The organism is Phormidesmis priestleyi ULC007 (assembly GCF_003003695.1).
GTDB classification, from domain to species: Bacteria; Cyanobacteriota; Cyanobacteriia; order Leptolyngbyales; family Leptolyngbyaceae; genus Phormidesmis_A; species Phormidesmis_A priestleyi_A.
This window is the reverse complement of the sequence record NZ_PVWG01000029.1, coordinates 1-24,394: the sequence shown is the minus strand read 5'-3', so window position 1 is coordinate 24,394 and position 24,394 is coordinate 1. Positions and strand designations below refer to the sequence as shown.

General features: G+C 50.0%; 28 protein-coding genes and 1 pseudogene. 18 read left to right on the top strand and 11 right to left on the bottom strand.

Features of this window, described 5'->3' with window-relative positions; genetic code table 11:
* Positions 1-236 precede the first annotated feature (236 nt).
* The 5 genes from C7B65_RS18920 (at position 237) to C7B65_RS18905 (ending at position 4,256) form a co-directional block, all read left to right on the top strand.
* On the top strand, positions 237-1,040 hold the full coding sequence (locus tag C7B65_RS18920; RefSeq protein ID WP_083583115.1) for a GH25 family lysozyme: 804 nt from the start codon (positions 237-239) through the stop codon (positions 1,038-1,040).
* A 334-nt stretch (positions 1,041-1,374) separates the two neighbouring features.
* Entirely contained in the window at positions 1,375-2,082 is a 708-nt protein-coding gene (locus C7B65_RS18915; protein ID WP_219898649.1) for an IS110 family transposase, read from the top strand.
* Between the two features lie 82 nt (positions 2,083-2,164).
* Positions 2,165-2,350, top strand: coding sequence for a hypothetical protein (locus C7B65_RS28455; protein ID WP_219898648.1), 186 nt, complete (start codon positions 2,165-2,167; stop codon positions 2,348-2,350).
* Positions 2,351-2,556: 206 nt separating this feature from the next.
* Positions 2,557-3,693: a chloride channel protein gene (locus tag C7B65_RS18910; RefSeq protein ID WP_317615836.1), complete on the top strand. Its 1,137-nt coding sequence runs from the start codon at positions 2,557-2,559 to the stop codon at positions 3,691-3,693.
* A gap of 344 nt (positions 3,694-4,037) precedes the next feature.
* Positions 4,038-4,256, top strand: coding sequence for a hypothetical protein (locus C7B65_RS18905; RefSeq protein ID WP_073074281.1), 219 nt, complete (start codon positions 4,038-4,040; stop codon positions 4,254-4,256).
* A 60-nt stretch (positions 4,257-4,316) separates the two neighbouring features.
* Here the strand turns inward: C7B65_RS18905 and C7B65_RS18900 are convergent, their stop codons facing one another.
* On the bottom strand, positions 4,317-6,272 hold the full coding sequence (locus C7B65_RS18900) for a hypothetical protein (RefSeq protein WP_073074280.1): 1,956 nt from the start codon (positions 6,270-6,272) through the stop codon (positions 4,317-4,319).
* A 230-nt stretch (positions 6,273-6,502) separates the two neighbouring features.
* Between C7B65_RS18900 and fabG the strand changes: the two genes are divergently transcribed.
* Positions 6,503-7,267, top strand: a complete 765-nt coding sequence (gene fabG / locus C7B65_RS18895; RefSeq protein ID WP_073074279.1) for a 3-oxoacyl-[acyl-carrier-protein] reductase — start codon at positions 6,503-6,505, stop codon at positions 7,265-7,267.
* Between the two features lie 15 nt (positions 7,268-7,282).
* Here the strand turns inward: fabG and C7B65_RS18890 are convergent, their stop codons facing one another.
* From C7B65_RS18890 to minC, 4 genes are all read right to left on the bottom strand, one after another.
* The gene (locus tag C7B65_RS18890) at positions 7,283-7,714 is read right to left on the bottom strand and encodes a universal stress protein (RefSeq protein WP_073074307.1); all 432 of its coding nucleotides are present in this window, start codon (positions 7,712-7,714) and stop codon (positions 7,283-7,285) included.
* Between the two features lie 69 nt (positions 7,715-7,783).
* On the bottom strand, positions 7,784-8,134 hold the full coding sequence (gene minE, locus C7B65_RS18885) for a cell division topological specificity factor MinE (RefSeq protein WP_073074278.1): 351 nt from the start codon (positions 8,132-8,134) through the stop codon (positions 7,784-7,786).
* 112 nt (positions 8,135-8,246) lie between these two features.
* Complete coding sequence (gene minD / locus C7B65_RS18880; protein WP_073074277.1) at positions 8,247-9,053, bottom strand: septum site-determining protein MinD; 807 nt, start codon at positions 9,051-9,053, stop codon at positions 8,247-8,249.
* Positions 9,054-9,230: 177 nt separating this feature from the next.
* Positions 9,231-10,094 (bottom strand): septum site-determining protein MinC, encoded by an 864-nt coding sequence (gene minC, locus C7B65_RS18875; protein ID WP_244913241.1) that lies wholly within the window; start codon positions 10,092-10,094, stop codon positions 9,231-9,233.
* 88 nt (positions 10,095-10,182) lie between these two features.
* On the opposite strand from minC, the gene C7B65_RS18870 reads away from it, so the two are divergent.
* A complete protein-coding gene (locus tag C7B65_RS18870) occupies positions 10,183-10,923 on the top strand; it encodes a phosphatase PAP2 family protein (protein ID WP_083583113.1) in 741 nt (246 codons plus the stop codon).
* Between the two features lie 199 nt (positions 10,924-11,122).
* Here C7B65_RS18870 and hemW read toward each other — a convergent pair whose 3' ends face one another.
* The gene (hemW, locus tag C7B65_RS18865) at positions 11,123-12,343 is read right to left on the bottom strand and encodes a radical SAM family heme chaperone HemW (RefSeq protein ID WP_073074275.1); all 1,221 of its coding nucleotides are present in this window, start codon (positions 12,341-12,343) and stop codon (positions 11,123-11,125) included.
* A gap of 411 nt (positions 12,344-12,754) precedes the next feature.
* Here hemW and C7B65_RS18860 point away from each other — a divergent pair, with 411 nt between their 5' ends.
* Both C7B65_RS18860 and C7B65_RS18855 read left to right on the top strand, forming a co-directional pair.
* On the top strand, positions 12,755-13,834 hold the full coding sequence (locus C7B65_RS18860) for a PIN/TRAM domain-containing protein (RefSeq protein WP_073074274.1): 1,080 nt from the start codon (positions 12,755-12,757) through the stop codon (positions 13,832-13,834).
* A gap of 12 nt (positions 13,835-13,846) precedes the next feature.
* Entirely contained in the window at positions 13,847-14,026 is a 180-nt protein-coding gene (locus C7B65_RS18855; protein WP_073074273.1) for a hypothetical protein, read from the top strand.
* 7 nt (positions 14,027-14,033) lie between these two features.
* On the opposite strand, the gene C7B65_RS18850 is transcribed toward C7B65_RS18855, so the two are convergent.
* Together C7B65_RS18850 and C7B65_RS18845 are read right to left on the bottom strand one after the other, a co-directional pair.
* Positions 14,034-14,660: a restriction endonuclease subunit R gene (locus tag C7B65_RS18850; RefSeq protein WP_073074272.1), complete on the bottom strand. Its 627-nt coding sequence runs from the start codon at positions 14,658-14,660 to the stop codon at positions 14,034-14,036.
* A gap of 41 nt (positions 14,661-14,701) precedes the next feature.
* A complete protein-coding gene (locus tag C7B65_RS18845; protein WP_073074271.1) occupies positions 14,702-15,952 on the bottom strand; it encodes a vWA domain-containing protein in 1,251 nt (416 codons plus the stop codon).
* A gap of 248 nt (positions 15,953-16,200) precedes the next feature.
* Between C7B65_RS18845 and C7B65_RS18840 the strand changes: the two genes are divergently transcribed.
* From C7B65_RS18840 to C7B65_RS18820, 5 genes are all read left to right on the top strand, one after another.
* Positions 16,201-16,884, top strand: a complete 684-nt coding sequence (locus C7B65_RS18840; protein ID WP_073074270.1) for an ATP-dependent Clp protease proteolytic subunit — start codon at positions 16,201-16,203, stop codon at positions 16,882-16,884.
* A 9-nt stretch (positions 16,885-16,893) separates the two neighbouring features.
* Complete coding sequence (locus tag C7B65_RS18835; protein WP_073074269.1) at positions 16,894-17,523, top strand: ATP-dependent Clp protease proteolytic subunit; 630 nt, start codon at positions 16,894-16,896, stop codon at positions 17,521-17,523.
* 23 nt (positions 17,524-17,546) lie between these two features.
* Positions 17,547-18,155 (top strand): ATP-dependent Clp protease proteolytic subunit, encoded by a 609-nt coding sequence (locus C7B65_RS18830; protein WP_073074268.1) that lies wholly within the window; start codon positions 17,547-17,549, stop codon positions 18,153-18,155.
* Between the two features lie 147 nt (positions 18,156-18,302).
* Positions 18,303-18,989 carry a J domain-containing protein gene (locus C7B65_RS18825; protein WP_073074267.1) on the top strand — a complete coding sequence of 229 codons (687 nt, stop codon included), beginning with the start codon at positions 18,303-18,305 and terminating at the stop codon, positions 18,987-18,989.
* Between the two features lie 334 nt (positions 18,990-19,323).
* Complete coding sequence (locus C7B65_RS18820; protein WP_073074266.1) at positions 19,324-19,776, top strand: ATP-binding protein; 453 nt, start codon at positions 19,324-19,326, stop codon at positions 19,774-19,776.
* 173 nt (positions 19,777-19,949) lie between these two features.
* Here C7B65_RS18820 and thrB read toward each other — a convergent pair whose 3' ends face one another.
* Positions 19,950-20,867, bottom strand: coding sequence for a homoserine kinase (thrB, locus tag C7B65_RS18815; protein ID WP_073074265.1), 918 nt, complete (start codon positions 20,865-20,867; stop codon positions 19,950-19,952).
* Positions 20,868-20,942: 75 nt separating this feature from the next.
* Positions 20,943-22,649, bottom strand: a complete 1,707-nt coding sequence (locus C7B65_RS18810; protein WP_073074264.1) for an alpha-amylase family glycosyl hydrolase — start codon at positions 22,647-22,649, stop codon at positions 20,943-20,945.
* A gap of 310 nt (positions 22,650-22,959) precedes the next feature.
* Here C7B65_RS18810 and C7B65_RS27965 point away from each other — a divergent pair, with 310 nt between their 5' ends.
* From C7B65_RS27965 to C7B65_RS18800, 4 genes are all read left to right on the top strand, one after another.
* On the top strand, positions 22,960-23,109 hold the full coding sequence (locus C7B65_RS27965) for a hypothetical protein (protein WP_181314441.1): 150 nt from the start codon (positions 22,960-22,962) through the stop codon (positions 23,107-23,109).
* Positions 23,106-23,402 (top strand): hypothetical protein, encoded by a 297-nt coding sequence (locus tag C7B65_RS18805; RefSeq protein WP_073074263.1) that lies wholly within the window; start codon positions 23,106-23,108, stop codon positions 23,400-23,402. Before C7B65_RS27965 ends, C7B65_RS18805 begins: the two co-directional genes overlap by 4 nt.
* Before the next feature lie 83 nt (positions 23,403-23,485).
* On the top strand, positions 23,486-23,629 hold the full coding sequence (locus tag C7B65_RS27960) for a hypothetical protein (RefSeq protein ID WP_181314440.1): 144 nt from the start codon (positions 23,486-23,488) through the stop codon (positions 23,627-23,629).
* Positions 23,630-23,778: 149 nt separating this feature from the next.
* Positions 23,779-24,009, top strand: coding sequence for a helix-turn-helix domain-containing protein (locus C7B65_RS18800; protein ID WP_083583111.1), 231 nt, complete (start codon positions 23,779-23,781; stop codon positions 24,007-24,009).
* Between the two features lie 115 nt (positions 24,010-24,124).
* On the opposite strand, the pseudogene C7B65_RS27955 reads toward C7B65_RS18800, so the two are convergent.
* Positions 24,125-24,394 (bottom strand): annotated as a pseudogene (locus tag C7B65_RS27955) (hypothetical protein); the annotation flags it as partial.

Genomic DNA, 24,394 nt, shown 5'->3' with positions numbered 1-24,394 from the left:
ATGTATGAATTGCCCTCCTCACGAAGTGGGGCGAAGCCCTCGCCAACCCTTCTCCCTGGGGAGAAGGGAGCCAGAAGTCTTGTTCCCTCTCCTTCTGGGAGAGGGCTAGGGTGAGGGCGAATTTAGCATTTCATACCGCAATTCAGCAATGCCGATTTCCCTACCTCCCAGTTTATTGACTCAGGAGCTTTTGCGAGTGAACTTAAAATAGAGTGAATTTAGCGGAGTGAACCACCATGCTGCTAGGAATTGATGTATCAGACTTTCAAGGACAAATCGATTGGCGAACCGTGGCAAAGTCTGGCGTTTCTTTTGGGTTTGCTAAGGCAACCGAAGGAGTCACGCTCGTTTCATCCACCTTTGCCGCAAACTGGTCAGGCATGAAAGCAGCAGGTGTGATGCGAGGCGCTTATCACTTTTTTCGCCCCGCTAGAGACCCGATCGCCCAAGCAAACTCATTTTTGAGAACGGCGAAAATCTCGATCGGCGATCTGCCTCCAGTGCTCGATGTTGAAGTCAACGACGGACTCAGCCCCAGCGAATTAAATCGTCGCGTCAGTCAATGGCTCAACGTGGTCGAACCTGCCACAAAACGCCAAGCCATTATCTACACGTCGCTTAATTTTTGGCGAGAGTCGCTCAACAATTCTGATGCGTTTCGAGGTCACCCGCTTTGGATTGCTCAATATGGAGTCGATCGCCCTGAGCTTCCTGGAAATTGGTCGCAGTGGTTGTTTTGGCAATTTTCAGACTCAGGTCGCATCGCTGGCGTAGCGGGAGACGTTGACCTCAACCGCTTTAATGGCAATCTGGCAGCCCTACACGATTTAGCACAGGGCTATGTCTGGCTGATGCAGGGCAATCGTGGACCCGCGGTTGTGGCACTTCAGCAAAAGCTGCGGCAAAAGGGATTTAACCCTGGGGCCGTCGATGGCGTGTTTGGAGCCGCGACTAGAGCCGCTGTGATTGCTTTTCAAAGATCTAGAAAGCTGAGTCTTACGGGTGTGGCCGATGCGGCAACTCAAAAAGCGCTTGCGTAGGGTTGCTTACATTCTTACGCGATGTGCAATGAAGAACCCTCACCCCAAACCCCTCTCCCGCAGGAGAGGCAGCAGGGTGGTTTCATGGCCATTAAAGAGAAACCGCTAAGTGGCTTGAGCCTGCTCACGCAGTGGGGCGAAGCCCTCGCCAACCCTTGTATCTTAAGAACAGAGAGATAGAACCGTAAACCCTGGGATGCAAGACATCGGGGAGAAGCTAGAGTCATCTCTCGATTCAAACAGTCAAACTCGAATCATCGGTTGGGACTCAAGATCCCGCATGACGCAAGGTTGAGTCAAAGACTGCCCCATCCATATCAATAGGCAGGGTGGAATGGCAAGCATTGAGCAGTGGATTGGGATCGATGTCTGTAAACGCTGGTTAGCTGTCCATATTCGTCCCCAAGGCATCAGCTTTCGGGTCAGCAACAACGAGAGTGGCATCCGCGAGTTTCTGACACATTTACAAGTGCCCGGGGAGGTGGGACGGATTGTTTTGGAATCAACGGGGGGCTATGAGCGGCAGGCGGCGTTAAAGTTGTGGGCACTGGCCTACCCAGTCGTGGTGATTAACGCCCGGCAAGCCCGCAACTTTGCCAAAGCGGCCAACCAACTGGCGAAGACTGACCCAATCGATGCTGCAATTTTAGCTTGGTTTGGCGAAGCGCTGAAGCCGCCGATTCGCCCCTTTGCCAGTGAAGCGCAGGCGCAACTCCAGGATCTCGTGACGCGCCGCTGCCCGTTGGTGGAGAGGCTCACCGCCGAACAGAACCGACTGTCAGGACTGCGGGGAATGACGCCAGTGGATGTGGAAGCGCATCTCGAATGGCTGCGCGAACGCATCCAACGATTGGATCAGCAAATCGAAGCGCAAATCAGCCAATGCCAGGAGTGGCAAGTCAAGCAGACCCGACTCAAAAGTGTTCCAGGGGTCGGTAAAGTGGTTGCCGCCAACTCTACTGGCACTCTTGCCAGAACTCGGAGCGCTGTCCACTCAAAAAATCAGTACCCTCGTTGGAGTCGCTCCGCTCAATCGCGATAGGGGACAGATGCAGGGCAAGCGCACCATCTTTGGCGATCAAGCGGCCGTCCGCCCAATGTTATCCCTGGCAACCTGAGTCGCGGTGCGCCATAATCCAGTCATTCAAGCCTTTTACGAGCAATTATTGAAACGGGGTAACCCGACAAAAGTTGCTTTAGTTGCCTGCCTGCCCAAGTTGTTAACTATTCTCAATGCCATGATCAAAAATGGCACCGACTGGCAACCGTCCCAACAAGCGATGTCTCAGCCTGCTGCTCTATCGACCTGATTTCCTTGACATTCAAGATAATCGCTTCTCCCAAAATAGGAGAAGGGAGCATGATTCAAAGTCCCTCTCCCGCTCTGGGAGAGGGATTAGGGTGAGGGCGTTTCGCGGCATCTTACATTTAATTAGGTCTGTCCACTTAATTCTGTTGCTTAAAGCTTGACTCGACAGAATTTGGTATCAGATCCTCCCACTTTTCGGGCAAAGCCGTGCAGGCATTAGTTCCCCGCAAAGCCGCTCTCCCCAGACGGCTGCTTCCTCCACCCACCTGGTACTCCTTCCCCCGCGATGTTGCCCGGGCTGATCTCACCGCCGACGTGGTGTCCACGTCCGGAGCCGAAGAGCGCTTCCCCTGGAATCTGGCACCGTTGCGCGCCCTTGCCATCCTGCCCACCGTCGGGCTTGGTGCGGCGATGGGAACAGAATCCCCGGCGGCCCATCTCGGCGTTGCGGCAGGAACCTGGCTGGGCAGCACGAATCCAGCGCTGCACCAGTTGGTGCGGCCCGCTGCGATCGGCGGGGGTGCCGCTGGTGTGTCCGCCCTGATGGGAATCCCATTGGTGGGAAGCTTCTTCATGCTTGAGTTGAGCCAGCGACGAAAGGTTCCGCTCAGCCTGGAACGGGTAACAGCGGCGTTGGCGGGGGGACTGGTGGGATGGGGGATCAACCTTGCCTTTAGGCTCGATCTGATCCGGCTTGTCGTGCCGAAAGTTCCCCCCAGTGACCTCTGGGATGCGGTGGCTGCCGCTCTGTTCATCGGAGCGATCGCGGGCACTGTCACGTCGCTCTCCGGCGAGGCAATCTACTGGGCCCGAGGCTGGAAGTCCAGTCCAGTCATTCGTCTCCTGGTCGGTGCCCTGGCTATGCTATCCCTGGCGGCGGTGACAGCGCTGGTCGCTACACCAGCAGCGGCCTTCGGTCCAGGGGGGGCGGCCATCATCTGGGCCGAAACCGTCCAAACTACCCCCTACCACCTGCTGTCCGTGGCCCTGCTCCGCGCTGCATCCACCACGGCTGCCGTCGTGGCAGGGGGCTGTGGCGGAGTGTTTGTGCCCTTTCTGGCGATCGGCGACCTGAGTGGTCGGGTGTTTGCGGCAGCCTTCGGGGTGCCGCCGGATCTGGCGGGTGCTGCTGGGGCGGCAGCCGGTATTGCTGGCGGCTACGGGCTACCGTTCACAGCGGTGGCGATGGTGCTGGGGGTCGGTGGCCCAGAAGCAGCCAAGCTAACCTGCCTCGCCACAGTTGTGGTCGCCGCTCTCTCTGGCTTGGTGACCGCACGGGCAGTCAACACACTCTCCAGTTCCCTGCTCGCCACGATCCGCCGGGTGCGATCGTCAAGGGGCTAAACCTGGTTCAAAGCCTGCTTTCGCTTCAGCATTTCCGTGGTCGTCTTGCCGTTGGCTGCAATGTCTCTGTCCCTACTGATTCATCTCACCACTCGCAACGCCTTACTCTGCTGAAAATTCACCTTCCAAGTACAAATTTCTGCCCACTTCAAGCTTGGCATTCGACCCGCTACTGTAGAGAAATTGAGATTTACGTCGATCGTTCTGAAACCGAAGCAAATTGGATCGAACTTCCACCCGTCGAGTCAGTCGAAGAACTTCAGCAGTTCCCAGAATTCTTAAAGAAAATCGATACAGAAACAGCGAAGTAAAATAGGAACATATATATAGTTTGGAGCGTTGAAATGATCACTGTAGAATTTCAAGCAAAAGTTAAGAATGGAGTCATTGTCATTCCTGAAGAGTACAAACAAGAACTGGCAACAGCAAACACCGTTAAGGTAACCGTGCTAAAGCAGCCCAAGCAACAGATTTTAGAAACTGACATTCTGGCAGAACTGATGCGTAATCCCATCTCAGTTCCCGAAGTGCGATCGATCACCCGCGACGAAATGCACGATTAGCGCAAAGCGCCACTCCGCAGGAACCGCAACCCATGATTGCATCGCCTTTCTAAATTTCGATTACCGTCCTAGACTTCTTCTCCAAGCGTCAATCTGAAGTTGGGCTTGAGCATAAGCTTCGGTGCGAGACGGAACCTTTTGAGCCGTCACGATCGCGCCCGCCATATCAGTGTCTGCCTGACTAATTGCCGCTTGCAAAATTTGCTGACTCCACTGCTCGATCGCTTGAGTCGCCTCACCTCGCAGCGGACTTGCACCCGGCACCCCATTCGCTAACCTAATCGCCTCTGCTAAAGAATCTGGAGTGCCGCCATTTGCCGCAATCCGGGCTTGTTGAAGTCCTTGTTCGGCTTGCTGTCGTCTCTGCCAGGTTTGCACCTTTGATTGAGCATCGCCATACACCGCGCTGCTAGAACCGATGCCTTGAGCGGCTGCGATCGCACCCGATAAATCGCCTGACTCAGCCAAGCTGTCTGCCTGATCTAAAATTGGCTCATCTTGCAGTTGAGCCACTTGACGATTCCACTGCTTGATTCGGTTCTGGGCTTCTTTATAGAGGGCATGTCCCGGTGCGATCTGGCTGGCTTGATCCATTGCGGTTTGCAGGTTGGCAACATCTCCTCGACTCGCAAGCTGATCGGCTCGGTCAAGCAGCGGACGATCTTGCTGAGTTTGCATCTGCCCGTTCAGGTCATTGGCGAGTTTTTGAGCTTCTTGAGAACGGGGATTATCGGATGGTACAAGAGATGCTTGAGCGATCGCCGCCTGCAAATCTTCGGGTTTGCCTGATTGAGCAAGCTGACGCGCTTTTTCTAATTGGGCAATGTCACTCTTCTCAGATTGCCAGCGAACCAAGAGCGCCTGAGCTTTTGCGTAGAGCGGGCGACCGAGTTCTACTTTTTGAATTTGAGCGATCGCCGCCTCAATGTCGGCAACGGTTCCGCCCCAGGTTTTTGCTTGGGCGTTCGCAATCACTTCAAAATCTTCTGCTTCGCGCTGCAATTTGGCGATCGGCGGAATCTTACTGACAATATCCAGCGCTCCCTGCAAGTCTTTTCGAGTTAGGGTGTCTTGTGCCAGATCGAACATTTTTTGCCCAATGTTGGCGATCGTATCTTGCGCGTCTTGGTAGACATAACTCTGTTCGCCCACATTAGATGCGAGTTTAATGGCCTCTAGCAGGTTAGAAATGCCACCGCGATCGGCTAAATCTTTTGCCTTGGCAATCTTGCTGATGTCGGCACGAGTCAGCGTGATTTTTTCGGTCAGTTCTTGATATTTTGTGGTTTGCCAAAAGTTATTCTCAATGGATAATAACCGAGCCGCATCGGATGAGGCTTTGCGCCAATTTTGATCTCGCAACGCATCTTCGACTCGTCGATAGATTGCTTCGGCTTCTGACCAGATTGTTTGCCAACGGTTGATTCGTCCTTCGACTTCGCCATAGATGCTGGCACTTTTAGGAACTTTGCGCGCCATGTCGATCGCGTCACCCAGTTTCCCTTCATTAAAGGCATCATCGCCTAACTGTAAAATCTCTTTTGACCACTGCTCAATCAATCGAGATGCCTCTTGATGCAGCGGGTGATCGTCTGGCAAGCTGTTGAGGAGCTTAATAGCTTCTAGCAAATCATTGACCGTTTGCTTGTTGGCAGCCAGTTGAGCGCAGTGCAACCGCAGCGAGGCAGAGGCTAAAGGCCAAAAAATAGCCGGACAGTTAGGAACGGCAGGCAGCTTAAAGAGAAACCCGATCGCGAGCAGTGACAACCCACCCGTCAGGGCTAACCCTAACCCTGCGGCGAGTCTCCAATCGGTCAAGACTCGTCCTAGACGTTTTTTGAGGAAGGTTTTTGAGGAGTTTTGGAACCCAGGAGAATCCGATCGAGTTGCCGCGATCGCATCTGGAGACTGGTTAGGCAGAGACGATGATGGGAGGGGTAAGTCGAACGGTTTCCCTGCGTTCTGCGAGTTAGGATTGGGAAGCCGACGCTTTGGAATACCGCGATCTCTAGTCATAGCCTCTTTTAAGAACAGCGTTATCGCTTCAGTTTTGCCAAATCACAAATCAAGACAATAGATGCAATCCTACTCTTCATCTCGCAAAAAACCAACTTTCTGCCCCAAAGGTTTGAGTGTTAAGAGTCACCCCTTGCAATTTTAAGCGCCTAAGAGCAAAAATTCAAAATTCAAAGTTCCCCGTAGCTCGATATGATGATAGCCGCACACTTTTAATCAAGCACATTTTTATGGAAGCATTGCCGATCGCGTTACAACAATTGCAGGGAAAAGTCGCGATCGTCACGGGGGCATCTCGCGGCATTGGGCGATCAACCGCGCTGGCGCTGGCATCCGAAGGCGCAAATGTGGTGGTCAATTACGCCAGTTCAAGCAGTGCGGCTGACCAGGTGGTTGCAGAAATCGCCGCGATGGGTAGCGAGGCGATCGCTGTGGCTGCCGATGTCTCTAAAGCCGATCAAGTCGATGCCCTGGTCAATGCTGCAATGGAGAAGTGGGGCAGAATTGATGTGCTCGTCAACAACGCTGGCATCGCTCGCGATACATTGCTGCTGCGAATGAAGCTCGAAGATTGGCAAGCCGTGATCGACCTGAATCTCACAGGCGTTTTCTTGTGCACCAAAGCCGTTAGCAAAATCATGCTCAAACAGCGATCGGGGCGGATCGTCAACATCACCTCAGTGGCAGGGCAAATGGGCAACCCCGGACAGGCAAACTACAGCGCAGCAAAAGCGGGAGTGATTGGCTTCACCAAAACTGTTGCCAAAGAGCTGGCTAGCCGGGGCATTACTGTCAATGCGGTGGCTCCCGGATTCATCACAACCGACATGACTCACGATCTAAAGTCAGATGAGATTCTCAAATTCATTCCGCTCGGTCGATATGGTCAACCCGAAGAAGTCGCAGGCATGATTCGTTTTCTCGCATCGGCTCCGGCAGCGGCTTATATCACAGGGCAGGTGATGAATGTCGATGGTGGCATGGTGATGGCGTGACCTTTAAGGCTCCAACTATTTTGGTTTCACAACTAACACTGAACAGGGGGCATCGGTGACAATCTGACTGCTGACCGACCCTAATAAAATTCGCTGCATTCCCGTCAAGCCTCGACTCCCAATCAAAATCAGGTCAGCTTTGTAGATGTTGGCTAACCGAATAATTTCTTCGACTGGCTCACCTGTCACAATTTCGATTTGACTCTGACAAGGCAGGTTTTTTTGATGACTGTGTAGCTGCTTTTCGATGCGATCGTGCGGAAAGCTCTCTAAACCCGCTTCAGGTCGATCGACGATGACCTCTACTTCGGTCTGCGTCGCCACAATCACATGCGCCAAAATCACAGTAGTTGAAGGCTCAAGACGAAGCTGCCGCAAGGTCTGCATGACTTGACCTGCGAGGGGATCAGGCTCGACATCCAAAGCAACCAGAATCGTTTTCAGCATCGCACCGCTCTCCGATCGCATTACCTATTTATCACCCTACAACGATTTTAGAAGCGGACAGTCAAAGGTTCACTTATCGTTGCTGAGTGAGTCGGCAGTCACGGGTTCAGTCAAGGTCAAATCAGGTGCATTGATCGGATCTACAACGGTCTCGTCTCTCGGTCTGACTCGCTTAATTTGCAGGTTGGCAATTAACGCTGTGGCTCGTTGATTGTTTTCTAGCGAGATCTCGGTCGCTTCATCGTCGAGTTCGACATAGCGAGAAACGACTTCTAGAATTTCTTTTCGCATCGCCTCGATCACACTAGGAGGCAAATCTGCCCGATCGTGAGCCAGCACCAGTTTAAGACGGCGCTTAACATCTTGGCGGCTGTTGTCACTTCCGCGAGGAAAAAGTCGTTCTAGAAGTTCAATGAGCATGGAGAAGTAGAAAATAATCAGGTGTAGAGCGATTGAGAGTCTGGAAGCGTTGAGGACTCAATGTAGAAGCTAGTAAGTTTCACCCTCTCCTACTGTTTCACGTCTGAGGGGTTTAGATCACTTTTTTTGATAACATTTTACGCAGTCGGGAAAAAAAGTTATCGTCGGGCACCGAAAGAGCTTGGAAGGGCACCTTTTCACCCTCTAAGCGACGAATGATGTTATCAAAGGCAGTGCCAGCCATAGAAGGCGTTTCTGATAAGACGAGCGGCTCACCTTTATTGGTCGAGACAATCACCCGCTCATCATCAGGAACCACCCCAATTAAAGGCACCGCTAAGATCTCTTGCACATCTTCGACGGACATCATATCGTTTGCCGCTACCATCGCTGGTTTGAGGCGGTTGACAATGAGGTGAATGCGTTTGACGTTGTTGGCTTCGAGTAGACCAATCACGCGATCGGCATCGCGCACTGCCGCAATTTCGGGAGTCGTGACGATCAGGGCTTCTTTGGCGGCGGCGATCGCGTTTTGAAAGCCCATCTCGATCCCGGCGGGGCAGTCAATCAAAATATATTCATAGACTCTTGCCAAAGCATTGACCAACTGCCGCATTTGGTCAGGGGTCACAGCATCTTTGGTGCGATTTTGCGCCGCCGGAAGCAGCACTAAGTTATTAAACCGTTTATCTTTGACGAGGGCTTGCTCTAGGCGGCACTGCCCCGACAACACTTCAACAGCGGTGTAGACCACTCGATTTTCTAAACCTAGCAGCAGATCAAGATTTCTCAAGCCAAAATCGGCATCAATCACGGCAACTTTGCGTCGCCGCTTTGCCAGAGCCATGCCTATATTTGCTGTGCAGGTGGTCTTGCCGACTCCACCTTTACCCGATGTGATGACGATGATACGAGCCATTGCAATGATGCGATTACAGAACGATTAGCGTTGACCCAATCGGATCAATTCTGATGAGCTTTTCAGAATGATGATCGCGCTTCAGCCAAGAGTATCAGAAAACTCGATCGATAAATTAAATTAAGACGCGAATTTACGTACTTAATTCGCAATCCTAACCCGCTTTAACCCGCGTTTCTAACCCGTTTTTTCTGGAGCGGGTTGGCGCACAAAATCGCTGGCTCTAGCGATGCGAATATTGCCTTGAGGAGCAACGTATGCCACTTCGGGGTGATATTGAGCCGGGGGAGTTTCGGGCGCTCTAGCAACCACATCCGCAATGCGAATCTGAGTCGGCTCAAGTTGCAGCGCCATGATCAGACATCGGGCATTACCTTTGCAGCCTGCGTGAGCCACTCCCCGCAGCCGCCCCCACACGAGAATGTCACCTTCTGCAATCACACTGCTGCCGGGGTTGAGATCGCCCAAAACCACCACCGTGCCGCTGTGACGAATTTCGGTGCCCGATCGCAGCGTCATCTGGAGATAGAGCGGCTCATCCATCGCTTGCCCAGCTTCGGTTTGCGCTTGGTTGAGCGGAGTCACTGGGGCTGGAGACTGCTGCTCGATCGAATATCCAGCAGTGGCGGCGGCAACGGCGGTTTGACGACGACTTGTGAAGACTCGCTTGAGTTGAAGTTGCGCTTCGGTCAAAGCATCCCCGATCGCTTGAAGTTGTCGATTGTCGAGGAGACGATCGTTGACCACCAAATCCACGCTGGTTGCGGGCTGCCAAAATCGCTCTTTAGCATCGAGCTGCTGTTTAAACTGCTGCCAAATCTCTCCCCACGACAGCGCAAGTGAGGCATTGGCATCGGTCGCTTCCGATTCGGGGGGTAGGGTCAACACGAGTCGTCCCCCTTCACTTTTGAGCCGTACCTGAATCGGGGGATTAACCTCAACAGGGGGAGTGCTGGGAGGTGTAGAGGAGGTTTCAGAAGTCATGCGAGAGATTGGCGGCAACGGATCAAATATATTACTTTTGCTCGACTTCAACAGCACGAGTCAGAAACTTCGTTCTTTGGGCTAGGAATAATCGGCAACAGATCGTGAATTAATAGAAGCATCCGTCAAAAAAATTACGTCTCCAATGTTATTTGATTTAATTCGCAATCTGAGTAAACAAGTGATTGCTTGGTGGCGGCAGAAAGTCGGACTTAAGCTGCAACCGCTTTTAACCACAATTCGGTTGGGGGGTTTGGCACTGGCAGCGATCGCGCTTTGGCTGTTTACTTACATTGCCGAAGAAGTTTTTGAGAATGAGACGCAAGCCTTTGATGCGAATGTTTTGTTGTCTATCCGATCGCTGCACCGATCGTGGCTCGACCCAATCATGGTATTCATCACGAATATCGGCGATCCCAGAGTGCTGCTGGTGATTTGCGTCAGCTTGAGTGTGATTCTGGTGCTACGACACTATAAAGCAGAAGCGATGACGATCGCGATCGCCGGGTTTGGTGCGCTAGGTCTAAATTTTGTACTCAAAAACTTGTTTGCGCGGGCACGTCCTGAGTTGTGGTCACGCATTGTCGATGTGACAAACTACAGCTTTCCGAGTGGTCATGCAATGCTGTCAATGGTGATGTATGGGCTGTTGGGCTATCTATTAGCGACTCGGTTTTATCAGTGGCGGGGAGTCATTGCTACAATTTCAACGCTACTAATTCTGCTCATTGGCTTCAGCCGTCTCTATCTGGGCGTTCACTGGTTTACCGATGTGATTGGTGGATATGCGGCAGGGCTGGTTTGGCTCGTGACTTGCATTCTCAGCTTAGAAATCTGGAGACAGCGCCATGATTTAACTCAATCGAAAGCAGATTTGGATGTCTGAAGGTCTACTGGTTAAATTCCCGTCAGTTCGACAGAAATGGTTCGCTCCGGTTGTGAATTCGGGAAGCCCCCTAAATCCCCCAATTTGGGGGACTTCCAGCCAAAAATCCGGTTCAAAGTCCCCCATTCTGGGGGATTTAGGGGGCAAAAGCCGCTGACAACGAAGCGAAAAAACTCGTCGAACTGACGTTAAATTCGCTCTAAAGATCACGATCGAACGTCTCAAATAGTTTGACCAAGATGACATTAGAAAACAGAAACCCTTCGGGATCGGTGAGTCTGATTTGTCCTTCACTGGGTAAATGAGAATTGACTGAGATTGGTTGACGATCGCGATTCAAAACCTCAATCCATCCCGATTTCTGGTAAGGCTGCAAGCAAGTCAAAACTTCTGCTACTTTCGCTTGACCAAACTGTTGACTCAACTCAGATAAACTTAATCCTTCTGCTAATCGCAAACCTACCATTAACGTGTCTAAAAACACATCCGTAGGATCGGTAATGTTTTGACTTTCGCTAATATTTTTCTGAACCCATTCGTAATATTCGCGAGTTTTTCTAGGATGAGCTACGCGATCGCCGTTCACATAACTGGTTGCACCCATCCCAAACCCATAGAACGATTGATTTTTCCAATAAACTCGATTGTGGCGGCACTGAAATCTCGATCGCGCATAATTCGAGATTTCATAATGCTCATATCCTGCGGATGTCAAAATTTGTTGTGCCATTCGATACATTACAGCAGTCGCTTCATCAGTAGGTAAAGGCGTTAGTCCCGGTTGATAGCGTTTGCCAAAAGCGGTCATTGGCTCGATCGTTAAATCATAAATAGAAATGTGGTTTGGAGATAGCGCGATCGCTTTATCTAACGAGTCTTGCCACTGAGCGATCGTCTGGTTTGGCAACCCCGAAATTAAATCTAAGCTGAAGTTAGAAACTCCGGCTTGATGAATTAATTTAATCGATTCATAAACATCTTCAACGCGGTGAGTTCTTCCACAAGCGGTTAGCAACTCCGGTTGAAAGGCTTGTATACCTAAACTGACACGGTTGATCCCGGACGATCGATATCCTTGAATTTGAGTCAGATCAAAAGTACCGGGATCAACCTCCATCGAGATTTCAGCATCGGACAAAATGCCAAACTGTTGATCTAAAGTGTCAAGAATTTGACTCAGTTGATTAACCGACAATAGCGAAGGCGTTCCACCTCCAAAGAAAACTGTTTTGAGCGGTTGCCCTAAATTTTTAGTGAGTCGAATTTCATTACAAAGAACCTCGACATATCGGACGATCGTGCCTGAATTAGTGCCGTTGCGTTTGTCGCCAACCACTGAGATTGGAAAATCACAGTAAAAACAACGCCGCCGACAAAACGGAATGTGAACATAAGCAGAACTCGGAACGCTAAACTCCATGAATCTTTTCTAAATTCCTTCTATTCTCAAACTATCGAAACGAATCTTCTTTGATTCCGGTGTTTTTTATTGATTTTTGTATCGCAAATTACACACGATAGGGGGGTTAACCGCCTATGGAGAAAGGGATTTGCCTGAAACTTCTACAAACTCGCAGGATATAATGATGAGAGGTTAAGCTGATTGCTGCCTCTGATTGCGCTTTGCTTTGTCATGTGACGAGCGATCCTGCCCCGATTCACTCTTAGCAATTATGTTTGGCTAGGGATGTTGGACTTTAGATTTTGGATTGCTTTTGATTTTAGAATTCCTCACTTCTAAAAAGCTCTAAACCTCACTTTCGCTAGTCTATTCAATCCAAAATCGTTAATCCAAAATCCAAAATCGACAAACTCCCTTACTCCAAAGATTATGCTTGATGCAGTCATTATCATTTCATTCATCCTAGCAGGAGTGGGAATTGGCTTTCACGGCATTGAAGCGTTGCCGGGTGGCGTTTTGCAACAGGTGACAAACCCTGAGGCGCTGCGTTTAGTTTGTGCAGGCTTTGGTGCCCTGATCGGGTTGGCGGTGGGCTTAATTGCCCAGACTAGCTACCGTCGAGTGGCTCGCCAGATTCGCGAAATGCCTGCTGCTGTGCTGCTGAGTCGATCGGTGGGCTTAGTCCTCGGTCTATTAGTCGCAAATCTGCTGCTGGCTCCAATTTTTCTTCTACCAATTCCTCAAGAATTTTCGTTTATTAAGCCGCTTGCCGCCGTAGTGGGAAGCATTATGTTTTCGGTTTCGGGTGTGTCATTGGCAGATGTGCACGGGCGATCGCTCCTACGGCTGATCAACCCCAACAATGTTGAAACGATGATGCTTGCAGAAGGCTCCCTTAAACCCTCTAGCACCAAAGTTCTAGACACAAGCTGCATTATTGACGGTCGCATTTCTGCCCTGCTTAACACTGGGTTTTTAGAGGGTCAGCTTCTCGTTCCGCAGTTTGTCTTACAAGAATTGCAGCAAGTAGCAGATGCCTCCAACGATCAAAAGCGAGTTCGCGGACGGCGAGGGCTAGATGTCTTAAATCAGATTCGGGAAGCTTACCCAGAGCGAGTGGTGATTCATTCAGCCGATTATGATGACATCGCGACTGTAGATGCAAAACTGGTGCGGCTCGTGCAAGATATTAACGGCACGTTGCTGACGACTGACTACAACTTAAATAAAGTTGCGACCGTTCAGAGTGTCCCAGTGCTGAATGTGAACGATCTGACTCAGGCGGTTCGCCCCTCCTATCTTCCAGGCGACAGCATTGATCTCAAGATTCTGCGAGAAGGTAAGGAACCTGCTCAAGGCGTTGGCTATCTCGACGATGGCACGATGGTGGTGGTTGAAGAAGCTCGTGCCTTTGTGGGGGGTGAACTTCAGGTCATTGTTACCAGCGCTTTACAAACTTCTGCGGGACGAATGATTTTTGCGCGCCCGAAAGCGTCAGCGATCGCTTAACTTAAAACTGGGATGGTGCGATCGCGTCAAAAAGCCTGTTCTCTCTGCAAAAAACCCGCTCCAATGCTCTACCGTGTGCAACACGACGAGTTAGCCCAGTGGATTTTTGTTTGTCATGACTGCTGGCAGAAAGTCAGTCAAGATAATCCGTTTTACGTCTACGGCGGCACTTGGAAAGCGCAAAAGAAATAAGCTTGCTCTACTGAAGAACCACTTCTTTTAAGTGTTTCAGAATGCTTAAAACGCTATACAACTCATTGCCAGGATTACGCAAAGAAAATAGTCGAGACAGCCCGTACTGAGGAGTTTGTTGTTTAACCAATTTCACAAATTGAAACTCTGTTCCATTTAAAAGAAAGCCAAACGTCGGGGTCTCATGGTTAGGACTTGACATCATGTGAAAGAGAGCTTGAGCGAGTCCCTCACTCACATTCAATGAATGGCGTTTCGCTTCGACAACCACCGCCCACAAGCGTTCATGTAAAATCAAAACGTCAATTCTGCCACGAATCACTTCATTTCCATCTTCAAACGAAATTTCGACTGGCGTTTCTGCTTTTGGGAAAAATGGCGGACTTGTTAAACCTGCTGAAAAAAGTAAATGGGCAAGAACAGTTAATTTGATGATTTCTTCAGAAGGCGAATATTTGGCAATAACCAAAAAGTCTTCTTTCACTTTGTCTAAAATCTGCTTCTCAAAGCCAGAAGGCGCTGACATCTCTCCTTGCCACTCTGAGAAGAATTCCAGATCTCGAACTTCTTGCAGATTGAAGCGCTCTTCAACCTCGTGGAGTTCGAGATTGCTAGCTTGAATCACTTGAACCATAGCACTTTCAACTCTGTGGAATAGTTTTAGTGTATCGGCATCTAAGACTCATTCGATTGCAGCGTGGTTTTAGAGACGATGCGGGTTTTCTTACGATCGCCCTCCGATAATTCTTGCCCTGCCTGAATTTGCGTTGCACTATTTTGCAGCACGGTTGCCGCTCCCTGATCGCCCATTTGTAGAGCCGTTTTTGCTGCCGTTTGCAACATCGTTGCCGCCCCTGAGCGATCGCCCTGCTGCAATTTCGCCTCGGCAATTTGCGTCTGTCGATACTTCGCGAGTGCCAAAATTTGATTTTGCACATCGGGATTTGGCGCAGGCTGAAACACACTCAATGCAGAAACCTCGATCGGAAACTGCTCAGACAGTAAGCCTTCCTGCCCCAATGCCGGATCGTCATAGCGAATTTGCACCGACGCGATCGTTTGCTTCCCTTCGGGCAATTGACCGACATACAAATTCGCTAACACAACGCGAGACGAATCGACCATCAAATCACCTAAGCGCACCGTAATCTGATTGCCATCTTGATCGATCGGAAGCTCGATCGTGTCGGGGGCGACTTGCGCGATCGGCTTCAATTCTGCGAGTCGTGCCCCTGGAGTCAGCGACAAAATCAGGTGAGCATTGGTCAAGCTGACCGACTGGATGCGATCGAACAATCGGCTAAACTCACTCGTCGCCTGGTCGGGTTGCTCAATAAAAGACAGCGTTCCGCCACCTGCATCTGCAAGCTTCTCTAAGACGTTTTGATTCCAAGCATCGCCAAATCCAAACGTGTTCAGCGTCAGATTATAGCCCGTTGCCAATTGAGCCAATTTTAGGCAGCGATCGTTATCACCATGCTCATTCTCACCATCGGTTAATAAAAACACTTGCGAAACAGCATCTTTTTTGCCCTTCGCGAGTTCTTCGATCCCCACGCGCAACCCTTCATCGATCGACGTTCCGCCCGCCGCCTCTAACTGATGAAGCGGAATTCTCAGATTGCTCAAATCGTCGATGACTTGATTGGGCACCAAGACTTTTGCTTTGTGGTTAAAAGTGACGATCGAGATGCGATCGCCCGGAGACAGACGTTCTAAGATTCGCTGGGCAGCTTGCTTAACGGTGCTAATGGCTCGACCTTCCATTGAGCCACTCTGATCCAAAATCAAACACAAATTCAACGGCACATTACGACCCCCTTCTTCGGGGATCGCAACGATCGCAATAGAAACCTGACGCTGGCTGTTAAGCTGCGTTGCGTCAACACCAGCATCACTCAACGCACACTGTAAGCCGACTCGCATACCGGGAAGCTCCTACATTAAGCAGTGAAACAAAACCAGAACACTCCACAGCAAACCACAAATCTTAGACATTCGGCAGTTAACTACAGTTCAATCCCGCCATTTCCGCAGTCCCGCCAAAAAACTTTTCAACCGAGTCCTCCTTCCTTGCAAAGCGGGTCGGATATCTCCCTACTCTCTTCTCCTTCATGAGCGGCTAATCCCGCGCTACTATGGATAAAGCGCCACCGTTAAGGCATCATTACGCTATGGAATCACCCATCAAAGCTGTTCAGTCTACAAATTATGGCGATGCCTACTATCGCACGCCTCCTCCTGACCTAGCCTCACTGCTGCTGAAAGAGCGCATTGTTTACCTGGGCGGCCCTTTACACTCGATCGACGAATATCGCCGCAACCCTGGTCAAGACGTGACTCGGCTGATCATCGCCCAGTTGCTCTACCTCCAGTTTGACGATCCCGATAAGCCCATCTTCTTTTATATCAACTCCACAGGCACCTCTTGGGACGGCGAAACGATCGGGTTTGAAACCGAAGCCTTTGCCGTCTGCGACACGTTGAGCTATATCAAGCCTCCCGTCCACACAATCTGCATCGGTCAGGCAATTGGTGCAGCCGCAATGATTCTATCGGCAGGCACTAAAGGGTTTCGAGCCAGTCTGCCCCACGCCACGATTGTCCTCAACCAGCCGCGTTCGGGCGCACGAGGTCAGGCAACCGACATTCAAATTCGGGCAAAAGAAGTCTTAGAAAACCGCGCTGCAATTTTGGATATCCTCTCGAAGAACACGGGGCAAACGACTGAGAAGATTATCAAAGACACCGATCGGACGTTTTATCTCACTCCCCCAGAAGCCAAAGAATATGGGCTGATTGACCTCGTTTTAGAAAGCACCAAACAGCTTCCCGCTCCCGTCCCTGCTCTGACCTGATTAGGATTTATGCAAGTTCCCTATCGCCTTCCGGGCAGTCAACAAGTGCAGTGGGTCGATCTTTACACCCGCATGAGCTTCGATCGGATTGTCTTTCTAGATGAAGAAATCGACGATAATTTCGCCAACTTCGTCGTCGCCCTCCTGCTCTCCCTCAACTCTGAAGACTCGACTAAGCCGATCTTCTTATACATCAACTCTCCCGGTGAGCAATCGGCACGGCGAACGGGAGGCATGGTTGCCAGCATGGCAATTTATGACACCATGCAATACATCAAATCTCCCGTCCACACCATTTGTTTGGGACAGGCAGGCGGCACTGCTGCGATGTTGCTCTCTTCAGGTGCCAAAGGCTCTCGTTTGAGCTTGCCTAGCGCCGAAATCGTGCTCTCTCCGCAATACAACCGAACGGGCGGACAGGCAAGCGATATCGAGATTGATGCCAGAAAAGTCGTCGCCGATCGAGCCATGTTCGTGGAGATTTTGGCAAACAACACTGGGCAATCGACTGAAAAAGTACATAAAGATCTCGATCGTCGCTTATATTTCACCCCAACCACTGCCCAGGAATATGGGTTGATCGATCGAGTCTTAGACCCCAAGCAACTGCCTGCCCCCGTTCAATCGCGTTTGACTTAATACCCTTTATTCCCCTCTGTCTTATGCCAATCGGTACTCCCAAAGTTCCTTACCGTCTTCCTGGTAGCTCCTATGAGCAGTGGATTGATATATATCAACGCCTGAGCCTAGAGCGAATTATCTTTCTCAGTCAGGAAGTAGACGACAACATTGCCAACGCGATCGTTGCCTCCATGCTTTATCTCGATTCTGAAGATCCGGGTAAACCTATTTCGCTCTATATCAACTCGCCGGGCGGCTCTGTCACCGCAGGCATGGCGATCTACGACACGATGCAGCACATCAAATCGGATGTTGTAACCATCTGCGTGGGTCTTGCCGCCTCAATGGGTGCATTTCTCTTAGCTGCTGGAACGAAAGGTAAGCGGTTTGCATTGCCCCATGCGCGAATCATGATTCACCAACCTCTGGGCGGCACTGGACGCAGCCAAGCCAGCGACATTGCGATCGAGGCCAAAGAGATCCTTCGCATTCGCACCCAACTCAACGGGATCTTGGCGGATCGCAGCGGACAGCCCCTTAGCAAAATCGAGAAAGATACCGATCGTGATTACTTCTTATCGGCTCAAGAGTCGAAAGAATATGGTCTAATCGACAAAGTGATTGGATTGGTTCCTGATGGGCAACCTTAGCTCATAACACCCGGATAGAAGCGCAGAACTTAGAATTGTGAACTATATAGTTTGTGCCTTTCCGGTAGTGTGGTTCCTGGGTCTTTGTGTGTTACTCCTTGCTTTAAGGGCAGAACTCTGAAATAGTTCTGCCTCTTTTCATATCTAATGAACATTGCAGACTGCTATCGACTATTAGGATTGAGAACGGGAGCGTCGTATGAGGATGTCAAAGCCTCTTACCGTCGATTGGCGCGGCAACTTCACCCTGATGTCAACCCAGATCAGCAAGCAAACGAAAAATTTATTCAAGTTACAGAGGCTTATCGGTTTTTGCTAGGAGTGGTGAGTCGTTCGGGGATCAATGAGTCCTCGCCTCAAGTTTCGCAGAGTCGCCCTCAGTCAGAAGTTGCAAAACCAAAAATCACGGTCACTCGCAAAGAACCCTCTGCTGCCGAAAATGGGGTAAAGCCAAAGGTGACGGTTACTCGCAAAGAAGACCCCCCAAAAGCCAGCCCAGTTAAACCTGATCCCAAACTTTCTTATGTAGATCAGCAGCTTAAACAAGCGTCTTACGAGCAGCTACAGCAGCTATTGAGGGAAAAGCGCTTTCCGAGAGCGATCGCCCTTGTAGAAGGACTGGCGCAACGACTTCCCACCGACCCTGAGATTCGGCAGTGGCAAGGCATCATCTATCAAAGCTGGGGGCGGCAACTGATTCAAGAAAAGCAGTTTGATAAAGCCCGTCTCTATCTCAAAAAAGCGCTTCGTACAGACCCCCACAATCGATCGCTCTGGGGCGAAGTAGAAAAAGACTTTCGTCGCCTTGAGCAAGTTATTTATCAACGAAAATAGCGTCAAAGGCTGAATGAATCTGGGAAAATCTACTGAATGGGGAGTCCCGACCCTTCAAGAGGGGATGCTTTTCTATCCGTACTTTGGTATATTGTAGATACAGATAAATAGCTACTCAGTAGGCACTGATGAAGATTTTTTCTATCAGGCGCTTACAGGTGTAGACTAAACTTTTGTAGTGCCCGAAGACTTTAAGAGGTTTGCTCTAATCCGCAAATCTTCAGATTTAAAATATCGTATAGCCAAATCTTGAATCGGATATAGTCGCGTGTTCTAAAAGCACGCTGCATACCAAGAGTACGCTTATCCACTTGAAAGCTACGGGGTTTTCCGAGTGATCGCTATTTCACCTCGTCCCACTGGGCATAACTGGAACACAGTTAGTTTCGCATCCACTCTTTACTTGATTCCGATCCTTGATTTGCTCTTGGCAAAAGTTCCTAACCAGTGGAAGGCTGAGATCAGACTAGGTTTGCAAGAAGCTCTGGTCAATGCTGCTAAACATGGCAACAACTTAGACCCTTGCAAGAAGGTTTTAGTTCATTTTTCGACTGCCTCTGATCATTACTGGTGGGTGATTACGGATCAAGGTTCTGGATTTAAGCCTCCTCATTGTCATGACGACCCAGTGGTTGATCGGCACCTTCCCTGCGATCGGCATGAGTGCGGGCGCGGACTTTATATTCTTCGTCAGGTGTTTGATGAAGTTGAATGGAATAGCCAGGGAACGGAACTACGACTGTGTAAGCAGGTGAGGACATCAGCAAGATTACCCTTGGTACTCTAGTACTAAACTGTGGTGAGGACATCAGCAAGATTACCCTTGGTACTCTAGTACTAAACTGTGGTTCTTGTCAAGGACAAAGCCAAGAAGTCTGAATTAGACAATATTGGTAACGCATGATGCAGACAGAGATGTCAGTTTCATGCTTTCACACTGTTTTTGCTATTTCAGAAAGATTACTCTACGATTGCTCCCTGGCGATCAATCTGCAACAATTTGACTTGAGCATCCACTTCTTGTCCAGCCCAAGCGCTGCTCATTGCTGATCTGACTGCTTCTGCGCTGGCTGAATCTGCCAGTGCTAAAAGAGTCGGGCCCGCTCCACTAATCACCATTCCATGAGCACCAGCGTTAAGGGCGGCTGATTGCACTGATTCATAGCCTTGAATGAGCGCTTGGCGATAGGGTTGATGAATTCGGTCTTGCAGAGCGGATCTGAGCCAGTCAGAGCGTCCTGTCTCGAGCCCGCGCAGCAGTAATCCTAAATGAGAGGCATTGAATATTGCATCAGCGCGAGTGTAATGGTTCGGCAAAACTCGTCGTGCCTCGGCGGTAGAAAGCTCAAAATTGGGAATGGCGACGATCGGCACCACAGACCGATCCCAAGGGATATCACAAATTTCCCAGTCGCGATCGATCCCCGATGCTGCAAGCTGACACCCACCCATCAGGGCAGGCACTACATTATCGGGATGTCCTTCAAGGGCGATCGCCAAGTGCAAGACTTCTTCTGGACTGAGGGGCGATCCTGCTAGCCGATTGGCACCCAATAAGCCTGCTACGATCGCCGTTGCCGAACTGCCTAACCCACGCGCTAAAGGTACATCCATCGCGATCTCAATTTGCACGGGTGGGGGCGTTTTGCCCAAGTGCTCATACAGTTTGGTAAACGATTGATAAACCAGATTGCTGGCATCAGTGGAGACCCGATCGGCTTCGGCTCCGGTGGCAATAATTTGCAAAACTTCTCTGGTAGACAGAGAAAATCGGAACTGGTTGTAAAGCGTCAGGGCAGCCCCCAGGCAATCAAAACCAGATCCGAGATTGGCAGTCGTTGCCGGAACTTTGACCTTAACCGTAGAAGTAGCAGACATTTGCAACCTGAAGTGAATGAACCTGTTGGAGAAAAGTCTCCATCTGATCCATTTCATCAGATTAGGGACTCGATCTCATTGCAAAATCACAAACTGATTGGGTTCAAGCTCAAGCTGCACAAACAGCGATCGAATATCTGGGTTTGGATGTGATTGAATCGATACCGTCCCGGCTTTGCCATAGAGAAACTTCAGGCTATCCCCAGCTTTGTGTAAACCTCCATCAATGATCACAAAATCTTGGCGCGTTGCGATCGTAGACGTATTGTAAGCAATCAGCACTTCTTCCCCCGCCAAAATTCGTGAGAAGGCAAGGGTGCAGGGTTGCCCTTGCGGAAGCCCAAAATCGTGTCCGTTGCCTGAGATTTCTCGAAAATACATTCGCCCAAAGCGCAGCGCTTCGATCTGTTGGTAAAGCTTGGCAATCTGACCGATCGCCTCATAGATATTGCAGCTTTGGTTGAGATAGTTGACAGTGGGATCGTTGAGATCAAACATGGCTTCGCGAATAAATTCGTCGCCATTGCCTTTGCCTGACAAACCCTGCTCAGTGCCGTAATAAATGCAAGGAGTGCCCAACGCACAGAGCAGATATCCGATCGCGGCGATCACTTGAGCATCTGGAGTGTCTGCGGCAAATCGACGTTTATAGTCTTGCCCGATCTGGTCGTGGTTATCCACAAACGTGACCAGATATCGTCCTAGTTCGCCTCGACTCAGGGCGCGTTGTCGCTGCGCTTCATAGCGGTTAATCAAATCAACCGGAGAACCAAAGCCCTTGATCGCTCCTGGCAATGTCCAATAAAGCGGAAAATCGAGAACCGACGTTAGCCCAAAGTAGACAGTCTTGCTGCCCAACTGAGTCGGAGTATTAGGGCCGATATAGCGGTTAATGGCATCGTCACCGCCAACCAACTCGCCATAAAGTAAAAACCAACGCTTGCCGAGACGATAGGCATATTCACGAATCTCTGAGCAGAAACGGGCGATCGCCAGTTCTCCCATGTGCTTGACAGCATCGAGGCGAAATCCATCAATGTCGGCTTCGCGCATCCAATAACAGTGCGCTTTGATCAGGATTTCTTGGAGCTTCAGCCCGTCATAATCATCGTCATTGTTAAAGCCTTTGAGAGAAAAGAAGTCTCCGTTCTGCGTTTCAGGATAGTCATCCCAGTTGCGGATTTCGCCCCGACGATTGTAGAAAGCCGGGTTTCGCAACTCAGAAGGCGAAGGACGATCGGGCTTTCGCCAACCCCCAAACGGAAACTGTCGATCGCGATCGTAATAATAGGCAGTATCACCAAAGTAATACCAATTATCGCCAGAGTGATTGGCAACCACATCTAAAAACACGCGCATTCCTTCACGGTGAGCGGCATCGACTAAATCAATCAAGTCTTGCTTAGTGCCAAACCGGGGATCAACATCCAAATAGTTCTGAATCGAGTAGCCGTGATATTTATCAGAATCGGGATTTGGAGCCTCGTTGTTTTCAAAAATCGGACTGAGCCAGATCGCAGTGCAGCCCAAATTTTTGATGTAGTCGAGATGATTTTCGATGCCTTTAAGCGTACCGCCGCAAAACTTTTTGAGTTGGGCTTGGGTGCCACTGCCTAGCGATCGTGCCTGAGTCTGAACCGATTGGCGATCGCGATCGTCATGAAAGCGATCAACCATCAAAAAGTAGATAAATTCTTCGCGCCATTCTCGATCGCAGTTCCAATATTTCTTGCCAGGAATGGGCGTTAAATCAATTTCGGCAATAGAAGTAGGGGCATTCATGAGCGGCTCCTAAACGACTGACTCATCATAGATGCGGGATTTACAGAAAAAAGTTATCCCTGTGCATTGTGTAGGAATCGATCGAGATTTTACAATGACCCGATCGGGCGACTTAATCGAATATTGGATGGGATTGTAAACGCTAATCAGAGTCAAAGGAACTAGAATGATCGCCATCTGCATTTCGCTCTATCCACGCAATGCAGATGAGGGAATTGGGTTGGGGATTTATATAGTACATCTATACTATATAAACGATGTATGATGAGAATTCGTGGCAAGATAGGCGTAGGAGGACTTTGGAGGCAATATGGTTCAAGTCGTACAGGCTTGTAAGGCAACGCTCGGATTCCTAGAAACTGAATTCGGCTTCGCCAATGCCAATCCCCAATTCGCTCTGCTCCAACAAGTCGGGCAAGATTGGATCAACCCTGATCGGATCGAACTCGTCCCGCTATGACACAGCAGGATGCTCTCATTCAAAGTATTCTTCGGACTTTGAAAGTAGAAACAGAGCGGAGTGGAATGGCAGGTCAATTGCTAGTCGATAGCCTCAGAACTGCCCTAGCGATTCACCTATTACGGAAGTATTGCACCACGTACCCCAAACTCTCTAGTGATTCAAACGGGTTGTCTCAATCTAGTTTGAAACAAGTGATTGAGTATATCCATGAGCATCTCCATCAGGATTTGAGATTAGTGCAGTTAAGCGCGATCGCTCAGATCAGTTCCTATCATCAGAGAAATGGGTAGAAACCCCGTCCTTTAGCAGAGCGAAGGACGGCTTTACGAGAGGTTGTGGTACGATTGCATGGGTCGTTGACCCACCCGTGACGATGGATCAGACAGCCTATACGAGCGAAGTTCAGCCCTGTGCTGGCGGCGCAGCAAAATCGGTAGACCGGGAAAAGCTGAAAGGGCAATGGTATCCATCCCTGGAAGACGCAAAACGCATCAACTTTTGGTTTGTGACTCAGTAAAACCGCGTGGCTCGCGGGGTTAGTCTGTGGAGCGAACATAAGACCCAAACTCCTTGAGGGTAGAGGCAGTTGCAATGAAGCAGAAACTCAAATCGTGAGGTTTGGGAATCACCGCTCCTTTAGGACGGTGAGGATGTCAATTTCTACGTCTGTTCAAACAACAGAGGGGAATCACGCCGCATCAATACATTTTGCATTGTCGGATCGAGAAAGCTAAACAGTTATTCCAACACAGTGAGTTGACGATCGCAGAAATTGCAATCCGCACAGGTTTTTGCGATCAAAGTCACTTGACGCGCAGCCTGAAGCGGATTACTGGTATGACTCCGAAACAAATTCTGAGAGAGCGTTTTCAACCCAACTCTAATGTCGAAGCTTAGGATGATTTCGCATGGACTTATGAATCTTCTTCCAGCGTTCCTTCTCAACGAGTATTGCGCGTTGATCCTGTTGGGAGCATCTCACCTTTGCGATGAGCATAACTACTCAATTCAATCAGCCAACCCTGAGCCAAGGTTGAGAGCGCGTGAAATCGCCATTGAGATAAGCAGAGCGGTGCTTCAGCCCTTGAGGCACATTGTGAGCACTCCACTGTGCCCCTGAAATCTTCAAGCGGCGATTGATTTGTTTCACTAACGATTCCACTGCCCCCGACCCAATCGTAACCCCTGCCTGTTGCAACGCTTGGTAATCAGGAATTCGGGTGCGATGGGTTTGCAGGTAGGCAATGAATTTGAGGGCTGAGTCAGTGGCATCGCGCAGCAA

Coding starts and splice junctions, on each gene's coding strand:
- C7B65_RS27965 (WP_181314441.1), top strand. CDS start 22,960: ATGGTTCAAGTCGTACAGGCTTGTAAGGCAACGCTCGGATTCCTAGAA.
- hemW (WP_073074275.1), bottom strand. CDS start 12,343: ATGGAGTTTAGCGTTCCGAGTTCTGCTTATGTTCACATTCCGTTTTGT.
- C7B65_RS18825 (WP_073074267.1), top strand. CDS start 18,303: ATGAACATTGCAGACTGCTATCGACTATTAGGATTGAGAACGGGAGCG.
- C7B65_RS18855 (WP_073074273.1), top strand. CDS start 13,847: ATGGTGCGATCGCGTCAAAAAGCCTGTTCTCTCTGCAAAAAACCCGCT.
- C7B65_RS18810 (WP_073074264.1), bottom strand. CDS start 22,649: ATGAATGCCCCTACTTCTATTGCCGAAATTGATTTAACGCCCATTCCT.
- C7B65_RS18900 (WP_073074280.1), bottom strand. CDS start 6,272: ATGACTAGAGATCGCGGTATTCCAAAGCGTCGGCTTCCCAATCCTAAC.
- minE (WP_073074278.1), bottom strand. CDS start 8,134: ATGCTCATTGAACTTCTAGAACGACTTTTTCCTCGCGGAAGTGACAAC.
- C7B65_RS18870 (WP_083583113.1), top strand. CDS start 10,183: ATGTTATTTGATTTAATTCGCAATCTGAGTAAACAAGTGATTGCTTGG.
- C7B65_RS27960 (WP_181314440.1), top strand. CDS start 23,486: ATGGATCAGACAGCCTATACGAGCGAAGTTCAGCCCTGTGCTGGCGGC.
- fabG (WP_073074279.1), top strand. CDS start 6,503: ATGGAAGCATTGCCGATCGCGTTACAACAATTGCAGGGAAAAGTCGCG.
- C7B65_RS18905 (WP_073074281.1), top strand. CDS start 4,038: ATGATCACTGTAGAATTTCAAGCAAAAGTTAAGAATGGAGTCATTGTC.
- C7B65_RS18920 (WP_083583115.1), top strand. CDS start 237: ATGCTGCTAGGAATTGATGTATCAGACTTTCAAGGACAAATCGATTGG.
- C7B65_RS18840 (WP_073074270.1), top strand. CDS start 16,201: ATGGAATCACCCATCAAAGCTGTTCAGTCTACAAATTATGGCGATGCC.
- thrB (WP_073074265.1), bottom strand. CDS start 20,867: ATGTCTGCTACTTCTACGGTTAAGGTCAAAGTTCCGGCAACGACTGCC.
- minD (WP_073074277.1), bottom strand. CDS start 9,053: ATGGCTCGTATCATCGTCATCACATCGGGTAAAGGTGGAGTCGGCAAG.
- C7B65_RS18835 (WP_073074269.1), top strand. CDS start 16,894: ATGCAAGTTCCCTATCGCCTTCCGGGCAGTCAACAAGTGCAGTGGGTC.
- C7B65_RS18890 (WP_073074307.1), bottom strand. CDS start 7,714: ATGCTGAAAACGATTCTGGTTGCTTTGGATGTCGAGCCTGATCCCCTC.
- C7B65_RS18850 (WP_073074272.1), bottom strand. CDS start 14,660: ATGGTTCAAGTGATTCAAGCTAGCAATCTCGAACTCCACGAGGTTGAA.
- C7B65_RS18845 (WP_073074271.1), bottom strand. CDS start 15,952: ATGCGAGTCGGCTTACAGTGTGCGTTGAGTGATGCTGGTGTTGACGCA.
- C7B65_RS18805 (WP_073074263.1), top strand. CDS start 23,106: ATGACACAGCAGGATGCTCTCATTCAAAGTATTCTTCGGACTTTGAAA.
- C7B65_RS18915 (WP_219898649.1), top strand. CDS start 1,375: ATGGCAAGCATTGAGCAGTGGATTGGGATCGATGTCTGTAAACGCTGG.
- C7B65_RS18860 (WP_073074274.1), top strand. CDS start 12,755: ATGCTTGATGCAGTCATTATCATTTCATTCATCCTAGCAGGAGTGGGA.
- C7B65_RS18830 (WP_073074268.1), top strand. CDS start 17,547: ATGCCAATCGGTACTCCCAAAGTTCCTTACCGTCTTCCTGGTAGCTCC.